Source organism: Micromonospora cathayae (assembly GCF_028993575.1).
Lineage (GTDB): Bacteria > Actinomycetota > Actinomycetes > Mycobacteriales > Micromonosporaceae > Micromonospora > Micromonospora cathayae.
The window spans coordinates 5211233-5226217 of sequence record NZ_CP118615.1 but is presented as its reverse complement, the minus strand read 5'-3'; the positions used below and the strand labels follow the sequence as shown (position 1 = coordinate 5226217).

Sequence of the window (14985 nt, the reverse complement as noted above, 5' to 3'; positions counted from 1 at the left end):
GACGAGGCGGATGACAACACTGTGGGGTGTCTCGTTCGACGCGACCCCGATCTCCGGGGTGGTGGTGGAGTTCGTCAAGACCGCCCGGATCTTCCACGACCGGGGCTACCGGGTCCTGCTCGACCTGGGCTACGACATCAAGGCCGACAAACACGCCTTCCACCGGCCGTACCGGGACGAGAGCCGGCTGTTCCCGGACTGGCTGGAACTGGCCCGGGTCGACGGACTGGACCGGATCCCCGGCTACCACGAGGCGTTCGTGGCCGACGTGCTGGACGACCTGGTCCGGCGCGGTGACCCCGTCCGGTCGGCGGAGGTCGACGCGGTCACCGCCGCGCTCGCCGAGGCGATCGTGGCCGCCTGGGAGGAACACGACGTCACGGCGGTGCTGGTCGAGAACGGCACCCTGCCGGAGAACGTCGCCTACACCCGCGCCCTGCGGCGGGCCGTCGAGGAGTACGGGCAGCGGCGCGGCCTGGGCCGGTACGTGCTGTGGCGCGACCACGACCTGATGTGGCAGAGCGAGCCGAGCAGCGGCAAGTACGGTACCGACCCCTGGCCGGCGGTCGACCCGCCCACCGACTCGCCGTACCTGCACCACCTGGTGCTGCACGACGAGGCGTTGCGGCGTACCCGGCAGTGGGCCCCGCAGTTGACCGCGATCGACGTGCTGCCCAACACGTTCAGCCACGACCGGGCCACGGTCACCCCCGGCAACCGGGACTTCCGGCGGGACCACGGCATCCCCGACGACGTGCCGCTGATCGCCCGGTGCACCCGGATCATCCCGCAGAAGCGCATCGACCGGGACCTGCACCTGATCGCCGCGCTGCCCGACGCGTGGCTGTTCGTGGCGGGCGACCCGACCGAGTCGCCGGCCGAGCACCGGCGGCTGACCGGGCTCGCCGCCGACCTGGGCGTCACCGACCGGGTGGTGTTCGGCGGCCGGCTCGCCCCGTACGACGCCGAGGACCCGGCCGGCTGGTCGGTGCGGGACCTGCTCGCCCACGCCACCGTGGTCTCCTTCCTCACCTCCTACGACTACGAGAGCTACGGCAACCCGATCGGCGAGGCGATCGCCGCCGGGGTGCCCTACCTGACCACCCGGTACGCGCTCTACGACACCGTGTACGGCGGGAAGGGGTTCCGCGCGCCGGTCCTCGCCGCCGCCGCCGACCTGCCCACGGCGGCGTTCGTGGCCGAGGTCGCCGCGCTGCTGCGCGACCCGGACGCCCGCGCCGAGGTGGCGGAGTCCAACCACCGGCTCAGCCTGCGGCACTTCGACCGGGGGCAGGCCGAACGGCTGCTGGACCGGCTGCTGCTGCGGCCGATGAATCCGCGCACCACGCTCAGCGTGGTGCTGCCGGTCTGGAACGAGGCCGCCAACCTGCCCGCCGTGCTGGACTCCCTGGCCCACCAGCGCGGCCCGGACGGCGCGCCGCTCGACCACGCCGGGTACGAGGTCGTGCTGGTCGACAACAACTCCACCGACGACACCCGGGCGGTGGCCCGCGCGTTCGCCGCCGCCCACCCGACCTTCCAGTTGGAGATCATCACCGAGCCCGAGCAGGGGGTGTCCTGCGCCCGCCGGGCCGGCATGGTCTTCGCCAGTCAGCGCAGCCGGGGCCGACCGGCCGGCGACGAGCCGTTCCACCTGGTGTCGGCGGACGCGGACTGCCGGGTGGACCCGGACTGGCTGGGTGAACTGGCCGCCGGCATGCGGGAGACCAAGGCCGCCATCGGCGTCTGCGACTACTACTACTCGGCGGCGCACTTCGCGTCCCGGCCCCGGCTGTGGGACGCCATCTCCCGGACGCTGCGCTGCCGCGCGGTCACCTTCGCCATCTTCGGCGGGTTCCCCGACGGCAAGGGCTTCGCCGTCGACCGGGACGCGCACGACCGGGTCGGCGGCATCGAGATCTTCTACCAGCTGCGCGACGGACGGTTCGTCAACCACCTCTCCGACGACTGGGACTTCGGCATCCGGGTCGCCGCCGCCGGGGAGGACATCGCCTACCTGCCCCGCTCCCGGGTGGAGATCAACCCACGGCGGGTCGACCACGCCATCGACGAGGTGATCACCGGGCGGGCGTACGGCGCGAACGGCACCATCGTGATGCGCGACATCCGCCCGGACGCCGGCGACGTCGAACCGGCCGAACCGGTCGACCTGACCGAGGACGAGGCCCGGCAGGCGTGGGAGTTCTCCATCAAGGACTTCACCCCGAAGAACACCATCCTGCCGGTGCTGCTGCGGCCCGCCCGGCTGGCCGAGGAGCCGGTCCGGGAGTTCTTCGGCCCGGACCTGGCCGACCGGCTCGGCCGGCGGATCGCCGAGATCCTGGACGAGATGCGGGTGACCGACCTGAGCCCGATCCACGCGTACAAGACCCCGGCGTACCGGCTCTACTTCGAGTTCGCCGACGAGATCTTCGCCCGGCTGCGGGCCACCGTGGGGGAGGACATCGGGTACCCTCCGCCGCTGCCGCCCTGCCTGGCCGAGGTGCCGCCGGAGCGGTTCCGGGAGTTCGTCCGCTACTACTGCGAGGACCGCGAGTCCGGGGAGGCGCACAACTACTTCGGCAACGGCGGGGTGTTCTGATGGCGCTCGACTACCCGCAGGCCCTGGAGTCGCTGCGCCGCCCCGACCCGGCGTACCCCGTCCCGGCGGTGCTGGACACCCTGGCCGCGCCGGAGCACCGGCACCTGCTGGAGTACGTGGTCGAGGACCCGTTCGGCGCGCACGTCTTCCCCGGTGACGTACCCGACCACCCGGTCGAGGAGTTCCTCGCCGACCTGGACGGGCAGCTCGCCGACACCGCGCCGATCCACCTGTGGTCGTACATCCCGACCTGCGCCTACCGGTGCCGGTTCTGCCAGTACCCGGTGGTGCTGGTGAAGGGGGCGGACGCGGACCGGCGGGCCGCCGACTGGGTGGACTGGAACATCCGGGAGGCCCGGTTGTGGCTGGACCGGGTACCGAACCTGGCCCGCGCGCCGATCGGCGAGTTCAACGTGTTCGGCGGCACCCCGTCGCTGCTGCCGCCGGACGCGATCCGCCGGCTGCTGGACTTCTACCGGGGGAACTTCGCCTTCGGGCCGGACACCGCGATCCGCTTCGAGGGCGACCCGAGCACGTTCACCCCGGACAAGCTGGACCTGCTGGCCGAGCTGGGCTGCACCAAGCTCTCCAGCGGCGTGCAGTCCTTCGACGACGTGGTGCTGCGCGAGTGCGGCCGGGAACACGACGCCCGCCGGGCCGCCGACTTCGTCCGGGACGCCCAGCGGGCCGGCTTCGACTGGATCAGCGTGGACCTGATGTACGGGCTGCTCGACCAGACCGTGGACAGCGTCGCGCGGGACCTGGACACCGTGCTCGACCTGGCGCCGACAGCGGTGGTCTGCACCAAGCTGCACCTGAAGTCGTACACCGACACCCGGACCGGGGTGGCCGGCGTGCAGCCGGCCGCCTGGCAGCTGCCCGCCTACCGGGAACGCCGGGAGCGCCAGGGCCACCGCTGGCCGAGCCTGGCCGAGCAGTACCAGATGCGCGCGCTGCTCACCGACGGGCTGCGGGCCGCCGGGTACGTCGAACACCCGACGATGTACTTCGCGCAGCGGGGCCGGGGGCCGGAGGAGTGGAAGTCCATCATGGTCGACCAGCACCGGCAGGAGGCCGAGGTCGCCATCGGGCTGGGCGGTAGTTCCAGCTGCCGCACCTCGGAGGCGATCAGCGAGGTGAACTGGCAGCGGTACACCGAGGCGGTCGACGCCGGTCGGATCCCGCTCTCCTCGGCCACCCGGTTCACCCCCGCCGGGCAGGAGGCCCGCGCGGTCCGGATGGCCCTGACCAGCCTCCAGCCGCTCCGCGACGACCTGCACCGGCAACGGTTCCCGGGCCGGTCGCTGTTCGCCGCGCCGTGGACGGACCGGTTCGCCGGGCTCGCCGACCGGGGGCTGGTGACGCTCGACCCGACCGCCGGCACGGTCACCCTCACCCCGGTCGGCGAGGTGCTGGTCGAGGCGGTCATCAACACCGACCTGGCCGGCTGACCCGGGCCGCGAATCGAGCTGCCGGCTCCGCCGGTAGCTGCGATGATCTTCGGCGTGTCCCTCACCGACCGGTACGTCGACGCGCACACGATCCTCCAGGTGGTCGTGGGCTCCCGCGCGTTCGGCCTGGCCACCGCCGCCTCCGACACCGACCGCCGGGGCGTGTACGCGCTGCCGGCGGCCGCGTTCTGGCCGCTGACCAAGCCGCCGCAGCACCACGAGGGGCCGCTGCCGGAGCAACTGCGCTGGGAGGTCGAACGGGTCTGCGTGCTCGGGTTGGCCGCCAACCCGAACGTCCTGGAGGTGCTGCACTCCCCGCTGGTGGAGACCTGCACCCCGCTGGGCGGCGAGCTGCGGGAGCTGACCCCGGCGTTCCTGTCCCGCCGGGTGGTCGACACCTACCTGCGGTACGCGCAGGCCCAGTTCGGCAAGGCGGAACGGGGCATCGCCCGGTCGGGGTCACCCGTGTGGCGGCACGTGATGCACCTGATCCGGCTGCTCACCGCCGGCGGACACCTGATGCGTACCGGGGAACTGGTGCTGGACGTGGGTGCCGACCGGGACCGGCTGCTCGCGGTGAAGGCCGGTGACCTGCCCTGGGCGGAGGTCGTCGCCTGGCGGGACCGGCTCGTCGACCGGCTGGTCTCCAGCCTGGACCACAGCCCGCTGCCCGCCGAACCCGACACCGACCGGGTCGAGCGGTGGCTGGTCTCGGTCCGCCGCCGGTCGGTGGCGGTGTCCGGGTGAGCGCGCTGACCGCCGCCGGACTGCCGGCCGGGGTGGACCTGGCCGCCGTGGTCGGGGAGCAGCCGTACCCGCTGGTCTTCGCGACCGTCTCCGGCGCGCACCTGTACGGCTTCCCGTCCCGGGACTCCGACGTGGACCTGCGCGGTGTGCACCTGCTGCCGGTGCCGCAGCTCGTCGGGCTGGGTGAGCCGGAGGAGACCCGCACCGCGATGTGGCGACGCGACGGAGTCGAGCTGGACCTGGTCACCCACGACCTGCGGAAGTTCGTCCGGCTGATGCTGCGGCGCAACGGGTACGTGCTGGAGCAGCTGCTGTCGCCGCTGGTGGTGCGGACGTCCCCGACGCACGCGGCGCTGGTCGCGCTGGCCCCGGGCGTGCTGACCCGCCACCACGGGCACCACTACCAGGGTTTCGCCGCCACCCAGCGGCGGCTGTTCGCGCGCACGGGCGAGCTGAAGCCGCTGCTCTACACCTTCCGGGCGTTGCTGACCGGCATCCACCTGATGCGGTCCGGCCGGGTGCAGGCCCACCTGCCGACCCTGCTCGACGCCGAGCCGGCCCGGCGTACCTGCCCGACCTGATCGCGGTGAAGGCGACCGCCGAGCACGGCCCGCTCGACGACCTGGTGCCCCGGGACACCCTCGACCGGGACCTCGACGCGTTGACCGCCCGGCTCGGCCGGGCCCGGCAGGACAGCCCGCTGCCCGAGCAGCCGTCCGGGTGGCGGGACCTGGACGCGCTGGTGGTCGAGGCCCGGCTCGGGTATCCGTCCGGGTGAGGGGCGGTGCCGTGGCGTAGCCACGGGCGGCACCCGGAGGGCTCGCTACCGAGGGTCGTCGGGCAGGGCGTTCGCGACCCGGAGGAAGTACCGGGCGAGGTGGTCGAAGGTGATCTCGTCGGGCGGGACGGCGGCTTCCAGCGCCTCCTGGTAGACACCGAACAGCAGCCGCTGCAACTCGCCCACCGACACGTGCTTCCGAAGCGACACGTACTGTGCGATGACGCCGGGGGCGATCCGGGGCAGCGGTTCGGCGGTCTGGCCGAGCCGTTCGTGGACGAACCGCTCTGCTTCCCGTTCGGTCACGCCGCGGACGGCGAGGTCGATCGGCGGTGTCGCCGCGTCCCGGCCCAGGGTGTGTCGCTGGTCCGAGGAGTTCTCCATGAAGAAGACGACCTGCGGGGTCGGTTGCCGGGCGTAGCGGACCATCTCCGCAGGCAGTTCCATCGGCGGCAGCAGGGCGACGACCAGCACATCCGGCACGAGGATGCTCCTGAGCAGGGAGTAGGCGGCGGTACGGCCCCGCAGGGCGTCGGGCTCACCGACCAGCAGGCGCTGACTTTCCAGGGAGTAGAGCGCGTAGTCCCAGACCTCCGCCATCCGCTCGGCGGTCGGCTGTCTCGGCTGCCCCACCCGCCTCAGGTCCAGGACGACCGGGTGCAGATCACCTGTCCCGCTCCCCTCGGTCAGCCACTGGGCGCATCGGTTGATCAACGAGGTCTTGCCACAGCCACCCGGCCCGCTGACCACCACCATCCGGCCGTCGAGCCGCAGGTCTTCCGGTGCGCCGATCGTCGTCCGGAACTGGTCGAACGCCACCTCCGTGTCGCCGACCGGCACGTAGCACGACAGGTGGTACGGGTACCGGAGCGGGTCGAGCGGGGCGAGCGGCCGCAGCGTCATCGGCGTCGCGAAGGGGTTCGTGCCGGACATGGTGGGCCGGGTCTCCTCGCTCGGCTCCGGGGCAGCCGTCGGTGGCGGTGCCAGGGGTGGCGCGGGCGTCTCGGTCTCGTCGGCCGGATCGTCGCCCCCGTCGACCAGGGGGTCCACCGGGACCCGCGTCAGGCTCACCGGGAGGCGGATCGGCGTCGTGGGCACGCCTCCGGCGGTGACCAGGGTCAGCCACAGCGCGCCGTCGGTCTGCTCCCGGTCGGTCGCGGTGGCGCGCACCACGAACCGCACCGGTCCGTACGTGCCACCGAAGCGGTGCAGGATCATGCTGGTCTCGCCGTAGGACTCGACGACGAACTGCCCGGCACCCTCCAACAGGCAACCGAGGCTGAGTTCCTCGTCCTGGTACGGCCACTGGTCGGGCGGGAAGCTGAGATCGACCGTGACCAGGTAGTCCCGCCCGACCTCCACCCGTCTCGGCCAGGCGATCAGCGGTGTCACGCGGATGCTGTCCGGCGTGGCCGTCATCCGGGACCGGCCGGCTCGACGGTCGACAGCCGGACGTCGGTGTCGGGATGACCGAAGTAGACGTACATGAAGCCGTAGAGGAAGCTCAGCACGGTGTCGCGGCCCGCGTCGGTGCGTCGCTGCCTGTGGGAGAGCGCGTCCTCCCGTGCGGCCAGCACCGCCCGCACGTCCCGTAGGGCCGTCGCGATCGACGCCCCGGGTTGCTCGAGGCGGCGGAGCAGGTCCTCGGCGACCCGGCGGGCGTCGTGCAGTCCCACCATTCCCACCGTGCCGACGACGCCCGCCGCGCCGGCCTCGAGGAAGACCCGGACGAACCCGTGCGACGTGCCGTCGTTGTTGCGCTCGTCCAGCACGCTGCGGGCCGAGTGGCAGGCGTTGAGAATGACCAGTGGCCGGCCACTGGCCACCGCCGCGAGGGTGCTGCGTCGTAGCTCGAACACGCTCACTCCGGTACGCACCAGGCCGTTGTCGGAGTGCGGCCGGCCGGCGAGCCGGAACGCGGTGCCCGAAGCCGGGTCGAAGTCGCCGTGGCAGCCGAGATAGATGAGGCCGAACTGCCGGGAGCCGTCCTCCAGGATGTCGAGCAGGTCGTGGATGTCCGGCAGTTGGTGGGCGCCGTACCGCGCGAGCGCCTCGCCGTCGGCCGTCATGTCGGTGTCGACGAACGCGACCGTCTCACCGGCGCACGTGTGCGCCCCGTGGGTGTGCTTGTCCGGCGCGTCCGGCTCGACGGTCAGCCGGCGCGAGACCGGCACGATCCCGCCCAGCCAGCCGGCCGGTAGCTCGCCGGTGCGGTCCGGGGGCAGTCGCAGCAACTCCCACGGGATCTCCCACCCGGTCTGGTCGGCGATGACCAGCCGGAAGGAGTCGCCGAACCGGAGCCGCAGCCGGTTGACCCAGGCCACCAGCTCGGTCTTCGACTCCGACCAGGTGTGCAGGCGGGCGCAGACGTCGACCGGATGCTCACCTGTCCCGCCGACCACCAGAGCGCCGAGTCCGACGTCCGGGCGGCCCTGCCGAGCGGAGACCGTGTCCGGCAGCGGCAGTTCCGGACAGTCCCCGGCGACCTTGAAGCGGTCCCCGAGCGCGTCCCGGTAGACCCGCAGCACCGCGACGCCGGGCTCCAGCCGGGCTGTCAGGGGCACGTCGACCGGCTCGGTCTCGACCGCCTCGCTGACCTCGATGTCCCCCGGTAACTCCGGGAGGCTGACCGCGACCGTACCGGGCGGTTCGGCGGCCGGATCGACCTCGGCGACGGTGCCCGCCGGCAGCAGCACACCCTCCAGGCTCTCGCCCGGGGTCACGGCGGCACGCCCGGTCCGACCGGTTCGCCGACGACGAGGCGCCCGCCGAGGGCGTCCGCCAGCGCGCTGGCCAGGTGCCGGCCGGGCCGACCGCCGGGACAGGCGACGACCACGTCAGCCCGGGCGCGGCGGCGGATCTCGGCCGCGACGGTCAGCGCGTCCGACAGTCCCGCCGTCGCGACCGGTCCGGTGACGACGCCGCTGACGCTGGCTGCCAGCGGCACGTTGCCCCGGCCGTCGGTGACCACGACGAGCCATGCCTCGTCGCCGCCCCGGGCCGCTCCGGCGTGCAGTGCCGCAGCGGCGAGGGTGAGGGCGTGGGCGAGCGGGGTCGCCATCCCCGCCGGCCGTCGCAACGAGTCGGGCAGGCGGGGATCGAGCAGGCTGCGCGCGGTGTAGGACTGTGCCCGCAGCTCGTCGCGGGCGTCGCGGCCGCCGAGCTCGATCACGCACACCCCGGCCCGCCGCACGTACGCCCAGCGGAGATAGGGCGCCAGGACGGCATGCCAGTTCCAGGACCGGTGGCAGGAGTGGTCGAGCACCAGCACCAGACGTCGCCCGGGGGCCGGTGGGCGGGCGTGGACCCGCAGGTCCGTGGGGGCGACGACGAGTCGGTCCCGGGTCGGTGCGGGCGGGCGGACCCGCTGGAAACGGGCTGCCTCCAACAGGGTGGGGGTCACGGCCACGTCGGTCAGGTCGGTCCGCGCCGGCTCGGTGCGGGTCGATCGTCCGGACGGTGACCCGCGCAGCGGGCGTCGCCACGGCTGGTGCTCCGGGCCGGGATCCGCGCTGCTGTCGCGGGTGTCCTCCGGATGGAGCGGGGCGGCGTGCGCGGTGGCCGGGACGTCCCGGGTGTCCAGATCCTCGCTGTCGCTGACCACGACCCCGGTGACCGGGTCCGGCGGTGACGGCCGCGCGTCGTCGACCGGCTCGACGGGGAGCGGACGGTCGGCGGCCGGCGCGAAGCGGGCCGTCCGGCCGCTCGGCCCGATGAAGAGGTCGGCGGCGCTGTCCACGGTGGCGGCCGTGACCTCCTCCTCGCCGTGCAACACGGCCAGCCCTCGAGCCGCGTGGGCGAGCGCGAGGTCCCGTCGGGATCCTCCCGTCGCCGGGCACCGGTGCAGCACCCGGTCGACCGCCTCGGCGGTCAGGCGCGGTGGCCGATCCATCGGGTTGACCGGCGGTGCCGTCGAGGGCAACGTCAGGGTCGGCCCGCCGGTGGGCTGACCGGGATCCGTGAGCGCCCCGTCACCTGACTCGACCACCCGGAGGCCGGCGGTTTCCACCCGTAGCTGTAGCCGGTCGAGCAGGTGCCGGGAGACCCGCCGGAGGCTCGCGCGTGGGCACTGGACGAGCCAGGTGGCACGCGGGCGCCAGGAGAGGGACACGCCGGTCCGTTCCAGGTGGGAGACGTCCGCGCCGACCAGTACCGCCATGGCGCGGGCGGCGGACGGAGCGAGCTGGGCGAGATCGGGCACGACCACGACCGGTGGGGGCCGGGAAGGATCGGCATCCACCAGTGGGCTCACCTCCGTCACCACGCGGAGGCCGCCGTCGCCCGGACGCAGCCGGGCGGTGGCCCAGAGCTGTTCCTCGGTCAGATGTGGGGACAGGACGAACAGGGTTCGGGCCACGCCCGGCTCCTGGCCAGGCGTGGTGACTCGCCGGGCGAACCACCGACCCAGCGTCAGCAGCGAGTCCGAGTCCAGGTCGAACAGGAGCAACCCGGCTATCCGGGGTTCGGCCGCCAGACAGGACACCGCGTGCATGAGTCGGTCCGCCGGCCCGGCTGACACGGGTCAACCCTTCCCGATCAGGTCGGCGAGGAGGTGCTCGTCCTCCTCCGTCCACCGGCCGTCGTGCAGACCGTCCCGTGTCGGGCGGCGGTGCGCGAACGCCATCGGCGCCAGGTCTCGGATCTCCGCCACACTGACCTCGGCGAGCTGCCGGATCGCGGCGAGGCCCCCGGCTGCCTTGGCGAGTACCAGCTCACCACGGTGGCCCACCACCCGCAGCGCCCCGGCCAGCCGGGCGCAGAGCTTGACCAGGTCCATTGCCAACCCCACGTCGTGGAACCGTTGGCGTGCCTCCGTCAGCTCGTCGCGGCGGCGCTCGTCGGTGGCGCGGGCGGCGTCCAACCAGGTCGATATCCCTCGTTCGGTCTCGTCCTCGAAGCGCAGCACCGTCTCCAGGACCCGGCGGCGGACGTCCGGGGTGGGGTCGCCCGGCACGGTGACCATCAGGCCGAACCGGTCGAGCAGTTGCGGTCGCAGGCCGCCCTCTTCGGGGTTCATCGTGCCGACGAGCTGGAACCGCACCTCCTTCTGCACGTCGAGGCCCTCCCGCTGCACGGTGAGGACCCCGGTGGAGGAGACGTCGAGGATCAGGTTCACCAGATGGTCGTCGAGCAGGTTGACCTCGTCGACGTAGAGCATCCCGCCGGCCTGTGCGCTCGCCTGCTCCAACAGCCCCGGATACGGTTTCGCCTCGGCCCGCATCAGCGCGTCGATCTGCCAGCCGCCGAGCAGCCGGTCGTCGGTCGTGTTGATCGGCAGGGTCACCGGGAGCCGGCCGGACATCATCATCGCGAACGACCGTACGACGGTGGACTTGGCGGTGCCGCGTTCCCCGCTGGCCAGCACCCCGCCGACCTGGGGCGCGACATAGGAGACCTCGAGGGCGAGTTTCAGCGCCTCCTGCCCCACGACCAGCGAGTACGGCAGGATCCTCGGCGTCGGAGCTTGTCCAGCCAGGGGCGGGGGGAAGCTCCTCACCGGTCGCGGTTCCACCGCATCGTCACCTGGAGCTGGGCGCCGGCGGTGCCCTTGCCGACGAGCACCGCGCCGAGCGAGTAGTCGAGCTTGACGGCCACCTGGACCTCCAGCTCGTCCGGTTCGATGTCGTCGGTCATCGTGGCGATCATGCCGGAGACCCGCTGCGCGCACTCCTTCACCAGGTCGAGCCCGTCGCCGACCAGGTCCGCGCCGACGGTCCTCAACCGGTCCAACCGTTCGCCGCGCACCTCGACGTCGGCGTACGGGTCGTCAGCCGCGACGGCCTCCACGTCGACCAGGAGCTGCCCGCCCCGGGCGGTGGTTCCGGCGATGACGACAACCATGGGCATCCTCGCAACGTCCGTCGGCGATCGGTGGTCGCCACAGGATCCGCCAGCCCCGTGCGGACTCGTGAGGATCAGTCGGTTATCCGACATCCCGCCGGCCGGGCGTCGTTGCCCGGCCGGCGGGACGTCACCGGGTCACACCGACACGACGCGGTTGTCCACGATGGAGGTGAACGTCGACTCCGGCGAGATCAGGCCCCACTTGACCATCCACCGGTAGGTCCGCTCGAACTCGCCCTCCGGGTACGGCTCCGGGTCGGCGTAGCGCAGCCGGCCGAGCCGGAAGTCCTCCGGGGTCAGCTTCACCAGTTCCGCGGGCACCTCGTCGACGAAGTGGTGCAGGTACGGCCGGATGTCCTCGTTGATCTTCTTGACCGCCCGGCGGACCGCCCGGTCCACCGCGGCGAAGGTCTCCGGGTCCACGTCGGCGCTGGCGATCTCCGAGCCGACGTAGAACGCCTCGGTGATCAGCACGTAGCCGAGCTTCTCGGCGGCGGTGGTCCACGGCTCCATCAGCGCGACCGCGTCGATCTCGCCCTCGCGCAGCTTGCGGAAGCGTTCGGCCGGGCCGCCGGCGTGCACCACCTTGATCTCGTCGGGCTCCAGGAACCCTTCCAGCGACTGGATGGCCAGGTAGTGCGAGCCGTGGTGGAAGTTCACCCCGACCGTCTTCCCGGCCAGGCCCTGCGGGTGGTGGATGCCGGAGTCCGGCCGGACGAAGATCGCCTGGCTGGCGACCGCCGCCCGCTTGGCGATGATCTGCCCACCCCGGGTGCTGTCGGCCGAGCGCCGGATCTGGCCCCACTCGCAGGCCCGGTAGAGGGAGACGTCGCCGCTCTCGAACGGCTTGGAGATGCCGCCGAACGAGCTGACCAGCTCGTGTTCCTCGATCGGCTTGAGCACGGCGTCGTACGAGCCGGGGGCGACCAGTTCCAGGTCGATGCCCTCCTCGGCGAAGTACCCGTGCTCGAGTCCGACCAGGTAGGGGAGTGTGAAGATGGCGCCGGTACGGACGCTCTTGACCTTCTTGAGTGCCACCGTGGTGGTCCTTTCGTGGGTGTCATGTGACGGGTGTCGCGGTGGATGGAGCGGCCAGGTCGGCGTCGGCCACCACCTCCTTCCGGGCCGGTGGCGGGCGGAACAGCCGCCAGGTCGCCCAGGCGGTGACCACGGCGGTGGCCGCCACCAGCCCGTAGGCGACGCGTAGGGCGGTGGTGAAGTCGTCGCCGGACTCGGCGGCGACCCGGGCGATGTCGTCGGTCGGTTGGCCGGTGGCCGCCAGCACCGACACCACGACCGCGCCGAGGACGGCGACGCCGAGGTTGGTGCCGATCTGCCGGGACGCGCTGGTGATGGCGCTGGCCACCCCGGCCCGCTCCCCGGGCAGGCTGTTCACCGCCGTGTTGGTGGCCGGCGGGTTCACCAGGCCCATGCCCGCCCCGAGGAGCAGGTAGCCGACCAGCAGCACCGGCAGCCAGGCGTCGGTGGTGACGACCACGGCGAGCAGCGCCATGGACGCCACGAAGCACAGGTGCCCGGCGGTGGCGGGCAGCCGGCCTCCGCGCCGGCCGACGATCCGGCCGGACACGTTGGCCAGGACCAGCGTGCCCACCGTGGTCGGCAGGGTCAGCACGCCGGTCTCCAGCGGGCTGAAGCCACGGACCTGTTGCAGGTAGAACGTGTTGACGAAGGTGAAGCCGGCCAGCGCGAGGTAGGCCACGACCGCGCTGAGCACCGCCCCGCGCAGCGCGGGGACGGCCAGGTGCGCCGGGTCGAGCACCGGGTCGGGTCGCCGCCGGGCGGCCGGCGCGTAGCCGATCGCCGCGACCAGGGCCACCGCCACCGCGGTCAGCACGGCCCCGCTGGTCCAGCCCCGGCTCGGGCCGTCGATCAGCGCGAAGGTGAAGCCGACCAGGACCAGCGCGGCCAGGGTGTTGCCCAGCCCGTCGAGGCGGCGCGTCGGACCGTCCACCCGACCGTCGGGCAGCAGCCGGGTGCCCAGGTACAGCAGCCCCGCCCCGCCCACGCCGACCAGGAAGACGCTGCGCCAGCCGGCGGCCTGCACCAGCACCCCGCCGACCAGCGGGCCGCACGCGGCGGAGACCCCGGCCGTGGCGCTCCAGGTGCCCAGTGCCCGGCCCCGCCGCTGCGCGTCGGGGAACAGGTTGGCGATCAGGGCCAGCGCCGGTGGGGCCATCAGCGCACCCCCGGCGCCCTGCAGGCCGCGGCTGGCGATCAGCCAGCCGGCGTCCGGTGCCACGCTGCACAGCAGGGAACCGACGACGAAGACCGCCAGGCCGAGCCGGAACACCCGCCGCCGCCCGTACCGGTCGGCGATCGCGCCGCACAGCAGGGTGAGACTGGCCCGGACCAGCGCGTTGCTGGTCGCCACCCACTGCAACTCGGGGGTGGTCAACCGCAGGTCGCGCTGGAGGGAGGGGAGGGCCAGGTTCAACGCGGTGCCGTCCAGGACGCCGAGGAACAGGGTCCCGCAGCAGACCAGCAGGGCGGCGCGGGCGCGCCAGGGCAGCGACATGTCAGAGCTTCTCGTACACCGGCTTGTCGGCCCGCTTCTTCAGGACGCCGGCCTCGACCGCCACCTCGATCTGCTTGTCGATGTTGGCGAACACGGTGTCGTCCCAGACGTCGCCGTAGAGCGGGACGAGCCGCTCGGGCAGCAGCTCGATGGCCTTCTTCTCGTCCGGTTTGATGCCGTAGTCGGCGTGGTACCTCGCGGTCAGCGACGGGTCCTTCTTGATCAGCTGCCAGGCCTCGACGGTGAGGTCCACGTACGCCTTCGCGGTCTCCCGGTTCGCGGCCAGCCAGTCCCGGCGGACCGCGACCCCGTTGAGGAACAGCGGGCTGGTGTCGCCGGTGCCCTGCTGCCAGAGCTGGCTGACCGAGGCGAGCTGCCGGTTGCCCTTGGCGACCAGCCGGGTGGCGTTCGGCTCGATCGCGATGATCGCGTCCAGGTCGCCGCGCTCGTAGAGGGCCAGGTTGGCGATCGGTTGGCCGGTGAAGAGCTGGTACTCCTTGTCGAAGGCGATGCCGTTGACCGCCGAGGCCAGGGCCGCCGCCCGGTACGTGTCGCTGGACGGCGGCTGGACGCCGATCTTCTTGCCCTTCAGGTCGGCGACGGTCTGGTACGGGCTGTCCGCCGGGACGATCCAGTTGCCGTGGTTCCACAGCGACGGCCCGACGATGACGATGTCGTGGCCGCTGGTGTTGACCTCGGTCGCGCCGAGCGGGCCGAACGCGTAGATGTCCAGCACCCCGGTGAGCAGCTGTTCCTGCCCGGCACCCGGGCCGCCGCCGGCCTTGCGGTCCAGGCTGAGCCGGTGTTTGGCCTCCAGTCCGAACTCGTCCACCACGGAGTCCCGGATCGCGCCGGCTGTCCCGGGGCTGCGCGGCTGCACCTTGGCGCGGAGCGGGCTGGCGCCGCTGCCGGCGGTGGCGGGCTCGTCCTGACCGCAGGCGGCCAGTAGCGCGGTGGCGCCGGCCCCGCCGGCGAGCAGGCCGACGGTACGGAGCAACGATCGACGGTCGAGAGGGGACACGAGGGG

Annotated in this window: 11 protein-coding genes and 1 pseudogene; 4 read left to right on the top strand and 8 right to left on the bottom strand. The window is 72.9% G+C overall.

The window, feature by feature from the left end:
* Positions 1-10: 10 nt before the first annotated feature.
* The 4 genes and pseudogenes from PVK37_RS23425 (at position 11) to PVK37_RS23410 (ending at position 5578) form a co-directional block, all read left to right on the top strand.
* Positions 11-2602 (top strand): glycosyltransferase, encoded by a 2592-nt coding sequence (locus PVK37_RS23425; RefSeq protein WP_275029881.1) that lies wholly within the window; start codon positions 11-13, stop codon positions 2600-2602.
* The gene (locus PVK37_RS23420; protein ID WP_275029880.1) at positions 2602-4053 is read left to right on the top strand and encodes a radical SAM protein; all 1452 of its coding nucleotides are present in this window, start codon (positions 2602-2604) and stop codon (positions 4051-4053) included. Before PVK37_RS23425 ends, PVK37_RS23420 begins: the two co-directional genes overlap by 1 nt.
* Positions 4054-4107: 54 nt before the next feature.
* A complete protein-coding gene (locus tag PVK37_RS23415) occupies positions 4108-4800 on the top strand; it encodes a nucleotidyltransferase domain-containing protein (RefSeq protein ID WP_275029879.1) in 693 nt (230 codons plus the stop codon).
* Between the two features lie 5 nt (positions 4801-4805).
* Positions 4806-5578, top strand: a pseudogene (locus PVK37_RS23410) (nucleotidyltransferase domain-containing protein).
* Between the two features lie 45 nt (positions 5579-5623).
* Here the strand turns inward: PVK37_RS23410 and PVK37_RS23405 are convergent.
* The 8 genes from PVK37_RS23405 to PVK37_RS23370 form a co-directional block, all read right to left on the bottom strand.
* Entirely contained in the window at positions 5624-6970 is a 1347-nt protein-coding gene (locus PVK37_RS23405) for a hypothetical protein (protein WP_275029877.1), read from the bottom strand.
* A 23-nt stretch (positions 6971-6993) separates the two neighbouring features.
* The gene (locus tag PVK37_RS23400; RefSeq protein ID WP_275029876.1) at positions 6994-8301 is read right to left on the bottom strand and encodes a CHAT domain-containing protein; all 1308 of its coding nucleotides are present in this window, start codon (positions 8299-8301) and stop codon (positions 6994-6996) included.
* Positions 8298-9935 carry a hypothetical protein gene (locus tag PVK37_RS23395; RefSeq protein WP_275029874.1) on the bottom strand — a complete coding sequence of 546 codons (1638 nt, stop codon included), beginning with the start codon at positions 9933-9935 and terminating at the stop codon, positions 8298-8300. The genes PVK37_RS23400 and PVK37_RS23395 overlap by 4 nt, the downstream gene beginning before the upstream one ends.
* A 165-nt stretch (positions 9936-10100) precedes the next feature.
* Positions 10101-11075 carry an AAA family ATPase gene (locus PVK37_RS23390; protein WP_275029872.1) on the bottom strand — a complete coding sequence of 325 codons (975 nt, stop codon included), beginning with the start codon at positions 11073-11075 and terminating at the stop codon, positions 10101-10103.
* On the bottom strand, positions 11072-11419 hold the full coding sequence (locus PVK37_RS23385) for a CU044_2847 family protein (RefSeq protein ID WP_275029871.1): 348 nt from the start codon (positions 11417-11419) through the stop codon (positions 11072-11074). Before PVK37_RS23385 ends, PVK37_RS23390 begins: the two co-directional genes overlap by 4 nt.
* A gap of 138 nt (positions 11420-11557) precedes the next feature.
* Positions 11558-12460 carry an ABC transporter substrate-binding protein gene (locus PVK37_RS23380; protein ID WP_275029870.1) on the bottom strand — a complete coding sequence of 301 codons (903 nt, stop codon included), beginning with the start codon at positions 12458-12460 and terminating at the stop codon, positions 11558-11560.
* A 22-nt stretch (positions 12461-12482) separates the two neighbouring features.
* Positions 12483-13958, bottom strand: a complete 1476-nt coding sequence (locus PVK37_RS23375) for an MFS transporter (RefSeq protein ID WP_275029869.1) — start codon at positions 13956-13958, stop codon at positions 12483-12485.
* Position 13959: 1 nt separating this feature from the next.
* Complete coding sequence (locus tag PVK37_RS23370; RefSeq protein ID WP_275029868.1) at positions 13960-14979, bottom strand: ABC transporter substrate-binding protein; 1020 nt, start codon at positions 14977-14979, stop codon at positions 13960-13962.
* Positions 14980-14985 lie beyond the last annotated feature (6 nt).

Excerpts from the sequence above, each read along its gene's own strand:
- PVK37_RS23420 (WP_275029880.1), top strand. The coding sequence starts at position 2,602 with ATGGCGCTCGACTACCCGCAGGCCCTGGAGTCGCTGCGCCGCCCCGAC.
- PVK37_RS23375 (WP_275029869.1), bottom strand. The coding sequence starts at position 13,958 with ATGTCGCTGCCCTGGCGCGCCCGCGCCGCCCTGCTGGTCTGCTGCGGG.
- PVK37_RS23385 (WP_275029871.1), bottom strand. The coding sequence starts at position 11,419 with ATGGTTGTCGTCATCGCCGGAACCACCGCCCGGGGCGGGCAGCTCCTG.
- PVK37_RS23425 (WP_275029881.1), top strand. The coding sequence starts at position 11 with ATGACAACACTGTGGGGTGTCTCGTTCGACGCGACCCCGATCTCCGGG.